Source organism: Stenotrophomonas sp. STEN147, from assembly GCF_056757995.1.
In genome coordinates this window covers 107,375-126,050 of sequence record NZ_JBRRCG010000011.1, presented here as the reverse complement: position 1 = coordinate 126,050, position 18,676 = coordinate 107,375, and the positions used below count along the sequence as shown (strand labels likewise).

At 68.3% G+C, this 18,676-nt stretch carries 12 protein-coding genes; all 12 read left to right on the top strand.

Going from position 1 to position 18,676, the window contains the following annotated elements; all coding sequences use genetic code 11:
- The first annotated feature begins 68 nt into the window (after positions 1 to 68).
- Positions 69 to 797, top strand: coding sequence for a fimbrial biogenesis chaperone (locus ACVOKU_RS12570; protein WP_053518872.1), 729 nt, complete (start codon positions 69 to 71; stop codon positions 795 to 797).
- Positions 798 to 888: 91 nt separating this feature from the next.
- The gene (locus ACVOKU_RS12565; RefSeq protein WP_065175834.1) at positions 889 to 3,453 is read left to right on the top strand and encodes a fimbria/pilus outer membrane usher protein; all 2,565 of its coding nucleotides are present in this window, start codon (positions 889 to 891) and stop codon (positions 3,451 to 3,453) included.
- The gene (locus ACVOKU_RS12560; protein ID WP_481560075.1) at positions 3,444 to 4,478 is read left to right on the top strand and encodes a fimbrial protein; all 1,035 of its coding nucleotides are present in this window, start codon (positions 3,444 to 3,446) and stop codon (positions 4,476 to 4,478) included. Before ACVOKU_RS12565 ends, ACVOKU_RS12560 begins: the two co-directional genes overlap by 10 nt.
- Positions 4,479 to 4,693: 215 nt before the next feature.
- A complete protein-coding gene (gene bcsE / locus ACVOKU_RS12555; RefSeq protein WP_481560074.1) occupies positions 4,694 to 6,232 on the top strand; it encodes a cellulose biosynthesis protein BcsE in 1,539 nt (512 codons plus the stop codon).
- Positions 6,229 to 6,405: a cellulose biosynthesis protein BcsF gene (gene bcsF, locus ACVOKU_RS12550; RefSeq protein WP_481560073.1), complete on the top strand. Its 177-nt coding sequence runs from the start codon at positions 6,229 to 6,231 to the stop codon at positions 6,403 to 6,405. Before bcsE ends, bcsF begins: the two co-directional genes overlap by 4 nt.
- Complete coding sequence (gene bcsG, locus ACVOKU_RS12545) at positions 6,405 to 8,042, top strand: cellulose biosynthesis protein BcsG (RefSeq protein WP_481560072.1); 1,638 nt, start codon at positions 6,405 to 6,407, stop codon at positions 8,040 to 8,042. Before bcsF ends, bcsG begins: the two co-directional genes overlap by 1 nt.
- Positions 8,042 to 8,218: a cellulose biosynthesis protein BcsR gene (gene bcsR / locus ACVOKU_RS12540; protein WP_080375313.1), complete on the top strand. Its 177-nt coding sequence runs from the start codon at positions 8,042 to 8,044 to the stop codon at positions 8,216 to 8,218. The genes bcsG and bcsR overlap by 1 nt, the downstream gene beginning before the upstream one ends.
- Positions 8,215 to 8,970 (top strand): cellulose biosynthesis protein BcsQ, encoded by a 756-nt coding sequence (gene bcsQ, locus ACVOKU_RS12535; RefSeq protein WP_481560071.1) that lies wholly within the window; start codon positions 8,215 to 8,217, stop codon positions 8,968 to 8,970. The genes bcsR and bcsQ overlap by 4 nt, the downstream gene beginning before the upstream one ends.
- A complete protein-coding gene (gene bcsA, locus ACVOKU_RS12530) occupies positions 8,967 to 11,594 on the top strand; it encodes a UDP-forming cellulose synthase catalytic subunit (RefSeq protein WP_481560070.1) in 2,628 nt (875 codons plus the stop codon). The genes bcsQ and bcsA overlap by 4 nt, the downstream gene beginning before the upstream one ends.
- Positions 11,591 to 13,966, top strand: coding sequence for a cellulose biosynthesis cyclic di-GMP-binding regulatory protein BcsB (gene bcsB / locus ACVOKU_RS12525; protein WP_481560069.1), 2,376 nt, complete (start codon positions 11,591 to 11,593; stop codon positions 13,964 to 13,966). The genes bcsA and bcsB overlap by 4 nt, the downstream gene beginning before the upstream one ends.
- Positions 13,963 to 17,544, top strand: coding sequence for a cellulose synthase complex outer membrane protein BcsC (gene bcsC / locus ACVOKU_RS12520; protein WP_481560068.1), 3,582 nt, complete (start codon positions 13,963 to 13,965; stop codon positions 17,542 to 17,544). Before bcsB ends, bcsC begins: the two co-directional genes overlap by 4 nt.
- Positions 17,528 to 18,664, top strand: coding sequence for a cellulose synthase complex periplasmic endoglucanase BcsZ (bcsZ, locus tag ACVOKU_RS12515; protein WP_481560067.1), 1,137 nt, complete (start codon positions 17,528 to 17,530; stop codon positions 18,662 to 18,664). Before bcsC ends, bcsZ begins: the two co-directional genes overlap by 17 nt.
- Positions 18,665 to 18,676: the final 12 nt, after the last annotated feature.

The window sequence follows — 18,676 nt, the reverse complement described above, 5'->3', positions numbered from 1 at the left end:
CTGGCCGGCGTACGCGCCGGCCAGCGCTCCGCGGCCCCTGGCCCCACACCTCGAGCGTAGTACTTCCGATGAAAGCTCTCTTTCCCCGGGCGCTGCTGCTGGCAGCGTCGACGCTGCTCTTCTGCCAGGAAGCCATGGCAGGCGTGGTGGTCAATGGCACGCGTGTGATCTATCCGGCGCAGTCGCGCGAAGTCACCGTGCAGGTCGACAACGTGGGCGACTCGCCCGCGCTGGTGCAGGCCTGGATCGACAGTGGCGACGCCAACCAGACGGCCGACACCAGTGATGCCCCGTTCGTGCTGACGCCGCCGATCAGCCGCGTCGAGCCGGGCCGCAGCCAGGCGCTGCGCCTGATCTTCTCCGGCGCGCAGCTGCCGACCGATCGCGAGTCGGTGTTCTGGCTGAACGTGCTGGACGTGCCGCCGTCGCCGGACAACGCCGAGAACGGTGAGCAGAACTACCTGCAGGTCGCGTTCCGTTCGCGCCTGAAGCTTTTCTATCGGCCGCAGGGCCTGAAGGGCGTCGCCAACGACGCACCGGCAGCCCTGCGCTGGACCCGCAGCGGTGACCGCCTGCGGGTGGAGAACCCGAGCCCCTTCCACGTGACCCTGGCCGAAGTGCATGCCGTGACCGGCAGCAGCGAAAAGGCGGTCGAGGACAAGGGAACGATGGTCGCACCGAAGCAGAACCTGGAGTTCGCCGCACCGGCGGGCACCACCGAGGTGCGCTTCATCACCATCAACGATTACGGCGGTCGGGTGGAGCACAAGGTCCGCCTCGACAGCACCGGGGGCTGAACGCGCCGCGCTGGCCAGGGCCTGCGCATCCCGCCACCGCCGCCGTGCGGCGAATTGAAGGAATGTCAGTGTGATCGGAAACAGATTGACATTGTCGATCCATCAGGCGCTTTGCCTGTTGGCTGCCGGCGTGGCCTGCCCAGGATGGGCGCTGGCTGCCCCGGCCAATCTCGGCGAACAGGCGCTGATGGCGCAGACTGGGGCGGCGACCGCGCGTGCGCCGGAGTCGGCGCAGTTCAACTCCAGCTTCCTGTCCGGCCAGGCCAAGCAGGTCGATCTGGCCGCCTTCAGCAACGGCAATCCGATGGTTGCCGGCACCTATCGCGTGGACGTCTACGTCAATGGCGCCTGGCAGGGCCGCCGCGACGTGCAGTTCAAGGCGGATGCCCAAGGGCGCGTCGATGCCTGCCTGGCGCTGCCGATGCTCGAGGAAATGGGCGTGGACAGCGAGGCGGTGCTGCTGCAGCAGGACCCGTCGGTGCCGACCGATACCTCCACGTGCGTGCCGGTGCAGCAGCGCATGGCCAATGCCTATGGCGTCTATGACAGCGGCAACCTGCGTTACGACCTGAGCATCCCGCAGGTGTTCCTGCGCCGCGAGGCGCGTGGCTACGTCAACCCCGCGCTGTGGGACCGTGGCATCAACGCCGGCTTCGTCGGTTACAGCTTCAATGCCATCGACAGCGACAGCCGCGTCGAAGGCGGCCAGCGCAACCGCAGCGCCTATCTGGGCCTGAATGCCGGCCTGAACCTGGGCGGCTGGCAGTTCCGCCACGATTCCAACCTGACCTGGACCGAGGGCGACGGCCGCCACTGGCAGAGCATCGCCACCTACGCCCAGCGCGGCATCCCGAAGATCCGCGGCATGCTCACTGTGGGCGAGGCCTACACCACCGGCGAACTGTTCGAGTCGATCGGATACCGGGGTGCCAGCCTGGCCAGTGACGACCGCATGCTGCCCGATTCGCTGCGCGGCTACGCGCCGGTGGTGCGCGGCATCGCCGAGACCAATGCGCGGGTGGAAGTCCGGCAGAACCAGCAGCTGATCTATTCCTCCACCGTATCGCCTGGCAGCTTCGTCATCGACGACCTGTACCCGACCGGTTACGGCGGTGACCTGGAAGTGAGCGTGATCGAGGCCGATGGCCGCCGCCGCGAGTTCAAGGTGCCGTTTGGTTCGGTGCCGCAGATGCTGCGCGAAGGCGTGTCCCGCTACTCGGTGACCGCCGGCCAGGTCCGCAACGAGCTGCTGCGCGATGAACCCTGGCTGGCGCAGGGTACCTACCAGCGCGGCATCGGCAACCAGCTGACCCTGTACGGCGGCAGCGCGCTGAGCGAAGGCTACGTTTCACTGCTGTACGGCATTGGCCTGTCCACCCGGATCGGTGCGTTCGCGGCCGATGTCACCCATGCCCGTACGTCGTTCAACCACTACGGCGACCACACCGGCGCCAGCGTGCGCCTGAGCTACAGCAACATGATCGGCGAAACCGGGACCAACCTGACCCTGGCCGCCTATCGTTACTCGACCGAAGGCTACTACAGCCTGCAGGACGCCCTGTACGGACGCGACGCGGATGATCGCGGCATCGACCCGACCACCCGTGGCCGCCAGCGCAGCCAGTTCCAGCTGACCCTGAACCAGCCGCTGGGCCGCCGTGCCGGTGCGCTGTACGTCACCGGTTCGGTGCGTGACTTCTACGACCGTTCCGGCACCTCCAAGCAGTACCAGGTGGGCTACAACAACGCCTGGCGCTCGGTGAACTACGGTTTCTCGGCACTGCGCACCGAAGAAGGCATCCTCGGCCGGGCCGACACTCAGTACCTGTTCTCGATGAGCGTTCCGCTGGGCCGCGGGACCCATCCGGTGTCGTTCAGCGCCGACCTGGGCGCGCGCGACCGTGGTGGCTACGACAACAGCCGCGTAGGCATCACCGGTTCGGCCGGCGTCGACAACAACTTCAGCTACGGCGTGGCCCTGTCCGATTCCCGCGAGGGCAACACCACCGCGGTCGGCAACGCCGAGTACCGCAGCCGCTACACCGCCTTGAACGCGACCTACAGCCATTCCAGCGATTTCCGCCAGGCATCGGTGGGCGCCAACGGCAGCGTGGTCATGCATCCGGGCGGCGTCACCTTCACCCCGCAGCGTGGCGATACCATGGTGCTGGTCGAAGCGCCGGGCGCGCGCGACGCGCAGGTGACCAACGCACCGGGCCTGCGCATCGATGGTCGCGGCTACGCCGTGGTGCCGTACGTATCGCCGTACCGCCTGAACACCGTGACCCTGGATCCGCAGGGCATGGCGCATGACGTCGAGCTGGAAAGCAGCAGCCAGTCGGTCGCACCGTTTGCCGGTGCCATCAGCTACCTGCGCTTCGATACCCGCAAGGGCAACGCGCTGCTGATCCAGGTGCGCAATCCCGATGGCCGCACCCTGCCGTTCGGTGCACAGGTCAAGGACGAGCAGGGCCAGCCGGTGGGCATGGTCAGCCAGGGTGGCCGCCTGTATGTGCGCAGCGAACAGGATCACGGCCGCCTGCAGGTGGAGTGGGGCGCCGGCGCCGACCAGCGCTGCACCGTCGATTACCAGGTTCCGGCGGGCGCCGATGCGTCCAAGACCGGCTTCATCCCGCTGGAGGCAGCATGCCGATGATTCTTTCCCGTGGCCGCAAGGTGCTGGCCGCACTGGCCGTGCTCACGGGCGCCCTCGTGGCGGCGCCTGCGTTTGCCAGTTGCTACATCACCCAGTCCGGGTTCCAACCCCAAGACGTGACCATGGACATGGGCCAGATCGTGATTCTTCCCAGCACCCCGGTCGGCGGCGTGATCAAGGAACTCATTGTCAACATCAATCAACGCAACAGCGTCGCCTACTGCGATAGCCGGGGCGGCAACGCCAGCGGTCGCTTCGTCAATGCGGCACAGCAGACGCCGGTGCCAGGATTCAGCAACGTATACGCAACCGACGTGGCAGGTGTTGGCATTCGCGTCTATCGCGATTCCGGTGATATCCAGACCTACTATCCTCACACGCTGATCCTGCGAAGCAATACCAACCTCTCGTTGAGCGGAGGCCGCTTCCGTGTCGAACTGATCAAGACGGCAGCTCAGACAGGATCGGGCGTTATCGCGCCGAATGGACGTTTCACCACCTATTACTACGATGGCGATGGTGCCAGCCGGCCCGTGCTGACCTCCACCTTCAAGGGATCGGGCACCACCGTGGTCAGCCCGACCTGCGAGGTGGACGCCGGCAGCCGCAACATCGCGGTGGATTTCGGCAGTGTCCCCAACACCTCGTTCACCGGCGTCGGTTCGCGCGCGGTCAACCGTGACTTCGACATCCGCCTGAACTGCCAGGGCAGCAATGTTGCTGCGTACCAGAGCAAGATCGGCATCCGCCTGGATGCCGACCAGGACAGCTCCAACATGCCGGGCGTGCTGAAGCTCAGTGCGGCTGCCAACAGCGCGACCCGCATCGGCATCCAGATGGTCCAGCGCGATGGCACCACCGAGCGCGAAGTGCGCTTCGGCCAGGCGATCAATGTCGGCACCACCATACCGGGCACCAGCACCATGACCCTGCCGCTGCGCGCCCGCTATGTACAGACCCAGGCCGGTACCGTCGGTGCCGGTGTCGCGAACGGACAGGCGACTTTCACCATCCAGTACGAGTAGCGGCCAACGGCCGTTCCACCGCTGCGCTGCACCCCAACGTTGCCTGTTCCGCAGGCGACGTTGACTGCGTCTTGATCCCGGAAATACCAAGATCGGAGCTGCCATGAACGTATCGCAGCACGAATGTGATGCGCGTCATGAAATTCGAGTCACCCAACACAGCACCTCCGCTGCCGCAGCGTCGGCTTGGCTGAGGTCCGCTGAAAGGACCCGGCATGACAGCGCCCCATCTTGCCATCGCCGGATTGCCGCCCGAGTTCGTCGAGATGCATGGCGGTGGGCTGTACTGGGTCGTCGCTGCCGGAAGCGCGCCGGCCGACCTGGTTGGCGCAGGTGTGCTGGGTTCGGCCAGCGACGTGCAGGACGCCGTGCTGGCGACGTTGGGGCGCGGCGCCGATGCGATGCTGGCCGAGCTGCCGCCGGGGGAGGGGCCGGCGCGGTTGCGTCTGTTCCGTTGCTCGGCCGCTGCCATGCAGCGGACCCTGCGCGGTCTGGCGGTTGATCTTCCCCGCGCGGCCACCGCCGCGACCCGCCTGTGCATGGTGCAGTTTCCGCTGGCGGCGCTGGAAGGCTGGAGCGATGCCCGGCTGGCGGCATGGAACCGGCAGCTGCAAGCCTGGGCGGAGCAGGCCGGCACGGTGCTGCTGCTGCTTTGCCACGGTGAAGTGGCCACCCTGGCGCCGCGCCTGCTGGCCTTGAACCGGACCTGTTCCGGCGTCGCCCAGCTGCATCCGCACCGCGGTGCGCTGCAGCTGCTGCTGCATTACTGGGCCAACGCCCATGGCGTGGTGGCCCGCCGTGCCTTCGCGATCGAAGCGGCAGAAGGCGGGTTGCGCCGCGTGCCAGAAGAGGCGGACAGCGTGCTCTCTGCGGTCGAGGCCAGCGGCGGCGATCGTGATCTGTACCTGGCCGAGGCCGACGTGCTGGAAGGCGCTCCGCCGCTGTCGCCCGCCTGGCGGCTCCACGATGGCTGGGCGGACCTGCTGCCTTCGGCGCTGCAGGCGCGGGAGGCCACCGTGGTGCTGGCGATCCGCAGCAACGACCAGGTGGACACACTGGCACGCCTGCTGCATCGGCTGCGACGCGAGCGCGGCGACCTGCTGAAGCTGGTGGTGCGCGAGGTGCAACCGTGCCTGCGCTACGCCGACGAGCGCCTGCTGCTGCAGTGCGGCGCCAACATGGTGGTGCCGGCGGCGACCCCGCTGCCGCGGCTGCTGACGCTGCTGGAGACGGTGCAGCGGCAGCGTTGGCAGGGGCAGCTGGCGGCCGACCCCGAACCGTTGATCCGTGCCCACCGGCCACCGGAGGTGAACGGAATCGTGGCGGCCGACCGCTTCCGGCAGATCGTCGGCGAACGCATCGATCAGGACGGCAGCGCGGTGGAAAGCGCCGTGCTGGCGCTGCAGCCGGTGGCCGGACTGCGCGCGGAACAGACCCTGCAGCAGTTGAACATCCGCAGGCAGGGGGATGTGGCCTGCGTGTACCGCGGCCAGGTCCGCCTCTTCCTGTTCGGCTGCCGCCGCGATGCGGTCGAACAGGCGCTCTCCAACCTGTACCGGTTGCCCTGGCGCGAGCTGTTCGATGGCTACCAGCGCCTGGCCGAGTACGACATCGCAGCGATGAACGCCCGCGGCAGCGACTCCGAATCCGAGACGCTGCCCGCCCCTGCCGTTCCGTTGCCGCAACCCGCGGCCCCGGTCAACGAGATCGCATTCAACGCCCCCATCCCGTTCCGGCTGGGAGATTCCGCATGACCACCGACCAGCAGCTGTGGACGCTGATCGCCGCCTGTGCGCTGGTGATGATTCCGTTCGGCGTGATGCTGGGCGCGCTGTGGCGCGCGGCGCGTCGCCGCGCAGCGTCATGGCTGCCCCCACGGCACCTGCGGCGGGCGGGCGTGCGGGTGCGCGATGCGCGGAGGCCGTGATGAGCCCACAGCCGACGCCCGCTTCGCCGTTCGTGTGGTCGGACCTGCGCGGCTGGAACCTGTATTTCCTGTCCAAGGTGGTGCTGGCCTGGATGGGCGCGCTGGACCTGAAGATCCTGCCCAACCTGTTGTTCCTGGCCGCCCTGCTGGTGCCACTGCCGTGGCGATGGGCACGCATCACACGCACGGTCGTCGCCGTGCCGGTGGCCGTGGTGCTCTACTACCAGGACACTTGGTGGCCGCCCTTCCAGCGTCTTCTCGCACAGCCGGGCGTGCTCGATTTCTCCGCCGACTACTGGCTGGAGCTGGCGCAGCGCTTCATCAACTGGCAGATGGTCGCGGTGCTGGTGCTGCTGGTGGTTGCCTACCTGCTGCTGAAACCGTGGCTGCGCATCACGACGCTGAGCGTGCTGGGCATGCTGGGTATGGCGGTGGTGGCACTGCCATTGCCGGCGGGCCTGAACTGGGGGACGTCGCAGGCCACCGCAGCGACCGGCGGTGCTGACGCCGCTGCCGGCGCTGCCGGTGCACTTGCGCCGGCCAGCAACGAGACACTCAATGCCTGGCTGGCGGCCTTCTACCAGCAGCAGTCGGGCCTGAAGACGGTGTTCCCGGCGCCGGCCAGCGCTGCGCCGTTCGACGTCATCATCCTCAACATCTGTTCGCTGGCATGGAGTGATCTGGACGAAGTCGGCATGCGCCAGAACACGCTGCTGGACCACATGGACCTGATCTTCGACGATTTCAACTCGGCCACCGCCTACAGCGGCCCGGCGGCGATCCGCCTGCTGCGCGCCAGCTGCGGACAGACCTCGCACACCGCATTGTTCGACCCGGTGCCAGCCGAATGCCAGTTGTTCTCCAACCTGCAGCGCCTGGGTTTCCAGAGCGAGCTGGCGATGAACCACGATGGGCACTTCGACAACTTCATCGGGGAACTGAGCCAGTACGGTGGGTTGCAGGCACGGCCGATGGACATCAGCGCATTTCCCCGGGCGCTGGTCGCGTTCGACAAGTCGCCGCTGCGCCGCGATGGTGACGTGCTGAACGCCTGGTGGAAGCAGCGCCAGGCCGAACAGGCGCAGCAGGTCGCGCTGTTCTACAACACGATCTCCCTGCACGACGGCAACCGCATCGTCGGCGCCGACGGTCGTGCCAACGCGGCTGACTACAAGGCCCGCGCGCAGATGGTGCTGGGTGACATGGCAGGCTTCGTCGAAGCGGTGGAGCGCAGTGGCCGTCGCGCCATGATCGTCGTGGTGCCCGAGCATGGCGCGGCGCTGCATGGCGACCGCATGCAGATTCCCGGCATGCGGGAGATTCCCAGCCCTTCGATCACCCATGTGCCGGTCGGCGTCAAGCTGGTCGGGATGGGCACGCCGGCCAGCGGAGGGCCGCGTCATGTGCCCGAGCCCAGCAGCTATCTGGCCCTCTCCGAACTGGTGTCGCGGGTGTATGCGCTGAACGCGCAGTCGCCGCCGGGAGCGCGTGACTGGGACAGCCTGCTGCAGGGGCTGCCACGTACGCCCTCGGTGTCGGAGAACGAAGGCGCCAAGGTCATCGATTACGGTGGCAAGCCCTGGCTGCAGCTGCAGGGAAGCAAGGCCTGGAACCCGTACCCGGAGGACAAACGCTGATGGCCGACATCCTGGCCGTTGCCAGTACGCTTTCGGTGGAGGAGGACGACATCGATCTGCTGCGTCGCAGCCTGGGCATGCCCGGGTTGCCCTACGTGGACTTCTCGGCGCAGAACGAACGTGCCCGGGCACTGGCACGCTGGCCGTTGCTGGCCGAGCTGGAGCGGCAGCCATGAGCGTACTGCTGTCCCTGCAGGGCGTGCACGGCGGCACAGGCGTCACCACGATGCTGGCCGCACTGGGACAGGCGCTGCACGCGCAGGGCCAGCGCGTGCTGCTGGTCGAGTGCAGTCCGGATCAGATGCTGGGCCTGCATGTCGGGTTGGCCGCGCGGGAGGCCGATGGCTGGGCGCGGGCGATGCTGGACGGCCGCGACTGGCGTGATGCGGCCTTCGCCTGCGCACCGGGCCTGGCAGTGCTGCCGTACGGCCGTGTCAGCGCGGCCGAAGCCCTGCAGATCGAGCAGGCGCTGAGTCTGGCACCCGACACCTGGAATGATCGCGTGCCAGTGCTGTCGGCGCAGTTCGACTGGCTGCTGTTCGACCTGCCGCAGCGGCTGCCGGCACACGCTGCGGCGGTCAACCGATATGCGCGCTGTACGCTGCCGTTGCGCCTGGCGTGCGTCGATCCGGCAAGCCACGTCTTCCTGCAGCGGCAGCACGACGATCCGCGCCGTCTTCTGGCCAACCGGTATGACCCGGCGGTTCCGGTGCAGCGCGATCTGATGCAGCTGTGGCTGCATGCGCACGCGTCGATGCTGGTGCCTCAGCCTCTGCACGAAGATGCGCGGGTGCCGGCCGCGTTGGCCAGCAAGCAGCCGCTGGGGCAGCATGCGGCCGATGCGCTGGCGGCTGCCGACGTCGCCGGCCTGGCATTGTGGTGCCTGGCCGAGGCGGCGCGGCGGCAGGATCGGGAGAGCGGGCGATGAAGGGCGCACGCATCCACTATCTGCACTGGAACCGGCTGCGTGAGCGCGTGTACGCCGCATGGCCACTGTGCGCGCTGCTGTGGTCGCTGCAGGCGCTGGGCTGGGCGCTGTTGAGGCTGGAAGGACCTGCGTGGCAGGCGCTGGCGCCGCGGCTGCGGCGTGCGTTCCCGCAGTTGCAGGGTGAGCGCCGCTGGCGCCCCGGAGATCCACTGCGGCTGCTGATCCAGGCCGCATGGCTGTCGCTGGTGCGGCTGGTTCCGCATACCTCGCTGCGCCGCCAGCGCCTGGCCCAGGCCCGGCGCCAGCGCATCGCCGAGCTGCGCGGAGCGGCAGGACGCGGTCGCCTGCGCTACCTGCGGGCGATGCGTGATGCACCTGCCGATGTCGGCAACAGTCGCCTCGCGGCATGGCTCGCACAGCGGCTGGAGCACCTGCCACCGCGCGCGCGGCACGCGCTGACCGCCGTCACCGGCCTGGCCACGCTGGGTCTGGCCGCGCTGTGCATCACCCAGCCCTTCAGCTACCTGGCGCAGTTCGTGTTCGTGCTGCTGCTTTGGGTCATTGCGCTGCTGGTACGGCGCATGCCCGGCCGCTATGCGACGCTGGTACTGGTGGTGCTGTCGATCACCGTGTCCTGCCGCTATCTCTGGTGGCGCTATACCGCCACCCTGAACTGGAGCAGCACCTTCGACCTGGTCTGCGGTCTGGTGCTGCTGGTGGCCGAGACGTATTCCTGGCTGGTGCTGATGCTGGGCTACGTACAGGTTGCCTGGCCGCTGCGACGGCGTCCGGCGCCCTTGCCGGCCGACATCCGGCAGTGGCCCACGGTGGATGTGCTGATTCCCACCTACAACGAAGACCTGTCACTGGTGCGGCATACCGTCCATGCCGCCATGGGGCTGGACTGGCCGGCCGACAGACTTCGCATCCACCTTCTCGATGACGGCAAGCGCGAGGCGTTCCGTGCCTTCGCCGAGCAGACCGGCGTCAACTACATCACCCGCAGCGACAACCGGCACGCCAAGGCCGGCAACCTCAACCACGCCCTGACCCTGATCGACGGTGAGCTGGTGGCGATCTTCGACAGCGATCACCTGCCGGTGCGCTCGTTCCTGCAGATCACCTGTGGTTGGTTCCTGCGCGATCCGAAGCTGGCGCTGGTGCAGACGCCGCACCATTTCTTCTCGGCCGATCCCTTCGAGCGCAACCTGCAGGTGTTCCGCAGTGATCCGAATGAGGGCGAGCTGTTCTACGGGCTGGTGCAGGACGGCAACGACCTGTGGAATGCCGCATTCTTCTGTGGTTCCTGCGCGGTGCTGCGGCGTGAGGCCATCGATGCCATCGGCGGCTTCGCCACCGAGACTGTCACCGAGGATGCGCATACCGCGTTGCGCCTGCATCGCCAGGGCTGGAACTCGGCCTACCTTCGCATTCCGCAGGCGGCCGGCCTGGCCACCGACAGCCTGGGCGCGCACGTCAATCAGCGCATCCGCTGGGCACGCGGCATGGTGCAGATCTTCCGCATCGACAATCCGCTGCTTGGCAAGGGCCTGAGCCTGTTCCAGCGCTTCTGCTACGCCAACGCGATGCTGCACTTCCTCGCGGGCATACCGCGGCTGGTGTTCCTCACCGCGCCGCTGGCCTTCCTCCTGCTGCACGTCTACATCATCTACGCCCCCGCGCTGGCTATCCTGCTGTTTGTCGTTCCACACATGGCCCACGCCAGCCTGACCAACGCGCGCATCCAGGGCCGGTACCGCCGCCCGTTCTGGGGCGAGGTCTATGAAACCGTGCTGGCCTGGTACATCGCGCGGCCGACCACCGTGGCCCTGTTCAGTCCCGGCCGTGGCAAGTTCAATGTCACCGACAAGGGCGGCACGCAGGCGGGTGACCGCTTCGACTGGCGGGTGGCGCGCCCCTACCTGGTACTGGCGCTGCTGAACGTGCTGGGACTGTGCTTCGCCGTGTGGCGTTTCATCGAGGGGCCCGCCGATGAGCGCGGCAGCGTGGTCGTGAGTTCGTTGTGGGTGCTGTATAACCTGCTGATCATCGGCGGCGCGCTGGCGGTGGCGGCGGAGGTGCAGCAGGTGCGGCGCACCCACCGGGTCACCACGCGCCTGCCGATGGCGCTGCAGATACCCGATGGGCGTCGACTGCGGGGCGTGCTGCAGGACTATTCCAACGATGGCGTCGGCCTGGAGTTGGGACTGGATCCGCAACTGGCCGAAGGCACGCGCGTACACCTGCTGCTCGGGCGTGGCCGGCGCGAGTTCGCCTTCCCGGCGCGGGTACAGCGCAGCGTCGGCCATCGCCTCGGCCTGCTGCTGCAGTTCGACAACGAGCGCCAGCGCGTGGAGTTCGCGCAATGCACATTCGCCCGCGCCGATGCGTGGCTGGACTGGCATGCCGGTTACCAGCCCAAGAGCCTGCCACGCAGCCTGTGGAGCGTGCTGGTGCTGGGCTGGAAAGGCTATCGGCGGATGGGCGACTTCACGCCGTTCGATCTCGACCGCCCCGTGCACTGGAGCGGTCGCCTGCTGCGCTGGCTGGCCAGCTTCGCACCACAACGTCCGCTTCCCTCCCACCCGGCTGACCCAGCCGCTGACCCAGGGCTTCGTCCATGAGCATCCCGACCTCTCTGCGCTGGTTGCTGCTGCCGTTGCTGGTACTGCCAGTGGTGTCCGGCAATGGCGCTGCAGCACTCGTGCCGGCGCCTGCCACCGGTTCCACGCCGGATGCCCCGGCCGCGCAGGTTGCGGTACCGACCCCGACCACAGCAGCATCGGTGCCCGCGCCGCGCGGCGAACCGGCCTTGCCCGATACCTGGGCCGGCAGCGCTTGGCCCTGGCAACGGCACAGCACCTTCGCACAGCTTGGCCGCCGCCAGGACACGCTGCTGTCCGGCGTCCGCAACAGCACCACGTTCGAATTCCAGGTGCGCCGTGATCGCCTCGCGCGCGAAGCGGAACTGGATCTGAGCTTCACACCCTCGCCGTCGCTGTTGCCGACGCTGTCGCACCTGCGGGTCTATCTGAACGACGCGATGATGGGCGTGGTACCGATCAGCAACGACCAGCTGGGGCGCCCCGTGCAGGCCAAGCTGCCGCTGGACGCGCGCCTGATCGCTGATTTCAACCAGGTCCGCCTGGAATTCGTAGGCCATTACACCGATATCTGCGAAGAACCCACGCACAGTTCGCTGTGGGTCAACCTCTCCAGCAACAGCACGTTGAGGCTGGGTGGCCAGCCGCTGGACATGCAGGATGATCTGGCCAATTTCCCGCTGCCCTTCTTCGATCCGCGCGACACCGCGCGGCTGGAACTGCCGGTGGTGTTTGCAGCGGCGCCCACGCTGGCGCAGCAGCGGGCCGCGGCGGTCATGGCGTCCTATTTCGGCAGCCTGGCGGGATGGTGGCGGCAGGCCCGTTTTCCGGTGAGCTTCGGCACGCTGCCCGAGCAGGGCCACGCGGTCGTGCTGGCGGTGAATGGCCGATTCCCGCCGGTGATCGCCAACCATGCGCCTGTGCAGGGGCCGGTGATCGAGCTGATGGCCCTGCCCGAGGATCCGCAGCGCAAGCTGCTGCTGGTGCTCGGCCGCAACGATGATGACCTGCAGAAGGCCGTTTCGGCGATGGCGGCCGGCAATGTCCTGTTCCGGGGCCGCCAGGTCGCGATCGACGAAATGAAGCCGTTGGCGCCACGCAGGCCGTACGACGCGCCGAACTGGGTGCGTACCGATCGCGCGGTGCGCCTGGCCGAGCTGCTGGACTATCCGCAGCAGCTGCATGCCAACGGGGTATCGCCGCAGCCGATCACGGTCAATCTCAACCTTCCACCGGACCTGTTCATCTGGCGCAACCAGGGCATTCCACTGAACCTGCGTTACCGCTACACGCCGCCGTTTGGCAGTGATGAGTCGCGGCTGGGCGTGGCGATCAACGACCAGTTCATTTCCAGCTTCCCGCTGGTGCGCCGCACCGGCAAGCAGGGCGTGGCGGAAATCCGCCTGCCTGTGCTCGCCGGTGATGCCGGCGCCGACGATGGCCGCCTGTTGATTCCGGCGCTGAAGCTGGGTGACCGCAACCAGCTGCGGTTCGACTTCAACTTTGCCAGCGTGATGGGCAGTGCCCAGCGCGACCACTGCCAGACCGTGCTGCCGCCCAACCTGCAGGCGGCCATCGAGGAGGATTCGACCATCGACTTCTCCGGCTTCCATCACTACATGGGGCTGCCGGACCTGTCCGCGTTCGCGCTCAGCGGCTTCCCGTTCACACGCATGGCGGACCTGTCCGAGACCGTGGTGCTGGTGCCGCCGTCCGCCAGCGAGGCGCAGGTCAGCCTGCTGCTCAACCTGATCGGAGGCCTGGGCGTGCAGAGTGGGTACCCGGCCTACGGGTTGCGCCTGTCCGCGGACTGGAAACAGGCCAGTGCGCTGGATGCGGACCTGCTGGTCCTGGGTGCGTTGCCGGATGAGCTGCGCGGCAGCCAGCAGCTGTCACTGCTGATCGACGACCAACGCAGCCGCCTGCTCAACGGCCAGTGGCCATCGCCGGAGCTGGCGGTGCAGCAGGCCCGTCGCGGCAGCCGCGCGGGCGATCCTGCGGTCACCCGCGTGGCGGTCACCGCACAGGCGCCCTTCGCGGCCATCGTCGGCCTGCAGTCGCCCCGCCATGCACAGCGCAGCATCGTCTCGCTGGCGGCCAGCCATCCGGCCGACTATCAGCTGCTCGATGATGCACTCAGCGACACCGGCAAGCGCGAAGCCATTGCGGGATCGGTGGCGATCCTGCGCAGTTCCGGCATCAACAGCCAGTTCGTGGGCGAACACTACTACGTGGGCGCGCTGCCGTGGTGGCTGCTGCTGTGGTACCACCTGGCCGATCATCCGGCATTGCTGGCCGTGCTGGCCACGCTGGTGGTGCTGATGGTCGCCTTCCTGCTCTGGCGTGCACTGCGCTGGGTCGCCGCGCGGCGCCTGGATGCGGGCAAGGAATGAGCCGGACCTCGCCGCCGCTGCTGATGGCGTCCCGGCTGGTGCTGCTGGGTCTGGCCGGGACCGGCGCATGCGCGGCACAGGCGCTGCCGCAAATGCCCGGCGGCACTGCGGCCGAGCAGCGGCAGTGGTTGTTGCAGCAGGTACGCATCGGCGAGGCGACCGGGCGCCAGAGCCTGATCGAAGATGCGTTGGCACGGCTGCGCATGCTGGCACCGGATGATCGTGGAACCCTGCTGGCGATCCTGGAGGTGCAGTTGTCGCAGCAGAAGGTGGAGGATGCGACCGCGACGCTGCAACGATTGCGGCAGGTCGGTGCGGGCAGTCGCGAACTCGCTGCGGGTGATCGCCTCTGGCAGGCCTACCAGGGCGATCTGCAGCAGGAGCTGCAGCAGGCACGCCTGTTCGCAGCCGGTGGCCGCAGTGCCGATGCGCTGGCGATCTACCGCCGCCTGTTCAATGACGCGCCTCCGGGGTTGCAGCTGGGGCTGGAGTACTGGCGTCTGCGTGGCGCGCAGGCGGATGGCCGCGCGCTGGCGATCCGGGAGCTGACCGCATTGGACCAGGCGTATCCAGGCAACACCGGGCTGCTGCAGACGCTGTCGCAGCTGCTGTTCGCGGCCGGTCGCGACGATGAAGCGCTCGACGCGCTGCGGCGCATGGGCGGCAACCCCGACGCCCGCGGGCTGGCTGCCGATGCCGAGTGGGCGTACCTGCAGGACCAGCCCGCCGACGAGCGCGGCGTGCGTCGCCTGCAGGCGTTCATCACCCGCAATCCCACCTTCAATGACATCGCCCTGGTGCGCGAGCGCTATGCCGAGCAGCACAGGCAGGTCAGTGATCCGGCCTGGCGGGCGGGTCTGCGTGGCCAGCAACTGCTTGAACGCGGGCGCGATGCCGAGGCCGAACGTGCCTTCCAGCAGGCGTTGCGGGCCTATCCGCGCGAAGCCGCCTTCCTGGGCGGATTGGGCATGGCGCAGATGCGGCAGGGCCGTCGCGCGTCGGCGATCAGCCTGTTCGAACGCGCGATCCAGGCCACGCCCGTCGGTGAGAGCAGCGACAAATGGCGCGACCTCATTGCCAGTACGCGCTACTGGCTGCTGCTGGACCAGGCCGATGCCGCACTCGGTGCCGGTCGGCTGGACGAGGCGGATGCGTTGTACGCGCAGGCGCAGCGGCAGCAGCCACGCGAGGTCAACGCACGGCTGGGACAGGTGGATGTTGCCGTGGCCCGTGGCGACGACGCCTCAGCCGAACGCCAGCTGCAGGCCGCGAGGCGGATGGCGCCGAACGATGCCAACGTGATCCGCAGGTTGGTGCAGCTGTATGGGAGGACCGATCCGCAGCGTCTGGAGACCTTCATCGATGCGTTGCCGGCCGCGCAGCGCCGGTTGTACGCCGAGGATCTGCGTCAGCTGCGGATCAGTCGCCTGCGCGAACGACGTGAGCAGGCCCTGGCGGCCGGCGATGCGGAGGCCGCCCTTGCGCTCGGGCATGAGCTGCGCATGGAGCTGCCCGCCGATGCGTGGCTCGCCCGTGCCCTGGCCGTTGAGCTGCAGGCCGCGGGTCAGCCTGCCGAGGCCGATGCGGTGGTCGCGGACATGGTGGCGCGCAATGACAGCGCTGAAGCACGCTACGCGCAGGCGCTGTATCTGTCCGGCACCGATCGGCTGCCGCAGGCACTGGCAGTGCTGGACGGGGTGCCGCGGTCGGAATGGGATGACGATATCCGCGCACTGTCCGTACGGCTGCGCCGGCAGCAGCTCATCGATCATCTCTGGTCGCTGCGCGCGCAGGGACGCGAGCCGGAAGCCATCGCCCTGCTGCAACAGCAACCGGCCAGTGCCGAGAACAACCTGCTGCTGGCCGACTGGGCGCGCCTGCGCGGCGACCACCCGCAGGCCCTGCAGTATTACCAGCGGGTACTTGCGGAGCAGCCGGACAACGTCGATGCACAGCTTGGCCAGGTGCAGGCCTGGATCGGTGCCGGCGATCTGGACAACGCGCGGCGGCAGATGCGGCAGTCGCCCCCGGTGGTCGCCGAAGATGCGCTCGGCCAGCAGCGCCAGCTGGCCGGCATCTGGACCGACCTGCACGAGGACGCCAAGGCATTGGCGATCCTGCGCGCGCTGCTGGCCCGCAGGGACGGTCCGGATCCACAGTCCTGGCGCGACGCGGCGCGTCTGGTGCGCCGCGAGGATCCGCAGCAGGCCCTGGACATGTACGCGCAGGCGATGGCCGACAACGGCCTGCTGGCCGCAACGCAGGCACAGCCGCGCGACAACCGCGCGCTGACCCTGGCCAGCCGCGAGACCGCGGGGGACGACTGGCTGCGGCGCAGCCTGCGCAGCGACGTGGAAACGCTGTACCAGCAGGAAAATCCCACGCTGACGGTGATGCAGGATACCGGTCGTCGCAGCGACGGAACGCCCGGCATTTCCCGCCTCGGGCGCGACACCCGCATCGCGCATCTGGATGCGCCGTTTGCAGGCGGGCTCGGCTGGGCGCGCATCGAACAGGTGCACTTCGACGCAGGGCGGTTCCGCACCGGCGCCGACGGCACGTACGACGAGGATTTCGGCAGCTGCGACCTGTCGCTGCTGCGTGCCGACGGCTCCCGGCTGCAGGCCCCGGGATGTACCCGCTTCGTGCATCAGCGGCGCAGTTCCGGCGCAGGTTTCGCGGCCGGCTGGCGCACGCTGGACGATCGCTGGAATGTCGACCTTGGCCATACGCCGTCCCACTATGTGATCGGCAACTGGCTGGGAGGCATCACCGCCAATGGCGATCTGGGCCGTCTCGGCTGGGGGGCGACGCTGTCGCGGCGGCCGATGACCAACTCCCTGCTGTCACAGGCCGGCGCCCATGACCCTCGCAGCGGCATTGCCTGGGGTGGGGTGACCGCCAATGGCATCACCTTCAGCCTCGGCTTCGATGAGGGCGGACGCAATGGTGTCTGGTCGAACTGGAGCTGGCACCGGTTGACCGGTCACAACGTCGCGGACAACACGCGTGCGCGTGCGATGGTCGGCTGGTACCACAAGCTGATCCAGCGTACGGACATGCGCCTGGACGTCGGTACCACGGCCATGTACTGGCGTTACCAGAAGGATCTGGGCGGCTACTCGCTGGGCCAGGGCGGCTACTACAGCCCGCAGCGCTATGCCTCGTTGAGCCTGCCGGCCAGCTTTGCCTGGCGCAATGATCTGTGGTCGCTGCGGGTGGACGGGTCGGTCAGTGTGTCCAGCGCGCGTACGGCGTCGATCAGCCGCTTCCCGGACCAGGCGCTGATCGAGCGTGTGGTGGCACAGCTGGAGCCGCAGTACGGTGCCCTCGCGCTGGACGAGGCCGGCCTGTACACCGGCGACAGCCGCAGCACCGGCACCGGCTATCGGCTCTACGCGGCCGTGGAGCGGCGGCTGGGCGATCACATCGTCCTGGGCGCGGCGGGAACCCTGCAGCGCAGCCGTGACTTCTCGCCGAACACATTCCAGCTCTATCTGCGCTATACCTTCAAGCCCTGGCAGGGCAACCTGCCGCTGCCCGTGTCGCCGCTGGTGCCCTATGGCGAGTTCCGCTGACCCGCAACGCCGCCGACTGCTGCAGGCGACGGCCGCCTTGCCGTTGCTGGCCATGGGCGCAGGGCGTGCGCTCGCAGCGCCGCGCTGGCCGGCCTGGCAGGTGCTGCTGGACAGCAGCCTCAGCAACGACGGACGCATGATCGACCGCAGCCAGGATGACCAGCGCAGTACGTCGGAAGGGCAGTCGTATGCGTTGTTCTTCGCGCTGGTCGACAACGATCAGGCGCTGTTTGATCGCGTTCTGGGCTGGACCCAGGACAACCTGGCCGGGGGCGATATGCGGCAGCGGTTGCCGGCCTGGCTGTGGGGCCGCGATGACAAGGGCGGCTGGCGCGTACTGGACGACAATCCGGCGTCCGACTCCGATCTGTGGCTGGCCTACGCCCTGCTCGAAGCGGGGCGGCTCTGGCACCGTCCTGCGTTGCAGGCCATCGCCGGGGGCATGCTGGGGCAGGTACGGGAAAAAGAAATCGTGCAGCTGCCCGGTCTCGGGCCGATGCTGCTGCCGGGACCGCAGGGATTCGTCGAAGGCGATGCGACCCGGGTCAATCCCAGCTATCTGCCGCTGCCGCTGCTGCGGCGCTTTGCCGCGGCCGATCGCAGCGGGCCCTGGGCGGAACTGGCGGACAACGCGACCACGCTGCTGGAGCAGACCAGCCCGCATGGCTATGCACCGGACTGGGCGGCGTGGCAGCAGGGACGCTTCGTGGTCGATCCGGTGAACGGAGCGGTGGGCGGCTACGACGCGATCCGCTGCTATACGTGGGCAGGCATGACGGCCCCGCGCGATCCGTTGTTCCGGCGGCAGCTGGCGGCGTTGTCCGGTCCGCTGCAGCGCCTGCGCAGCGGTGCGGCACTCTGGGAAAAGGTCGATACCCGCAGCGGGCAGGGGCAGGGCGAAGGCAACTATGGTTTCCGCGCCGCTGTACTGCCCTGTGTGCTGGCACAGCGCGAGCAGGGGCTGGCGAAGTCGCTGCTGGCCAGCCTGCCCAGCCCGGAACAGCAGCGTGCCGAGGCACCGGCCTACTATTCGCAGATGCTGGCCCTGTTCGGCCGGGGCTGGGCCGAGGGCCGCTGGCGTTTCGGCGTGGATGGCCAGCTGCGACCGGCATGGCGATGAGTGCAGCACCCG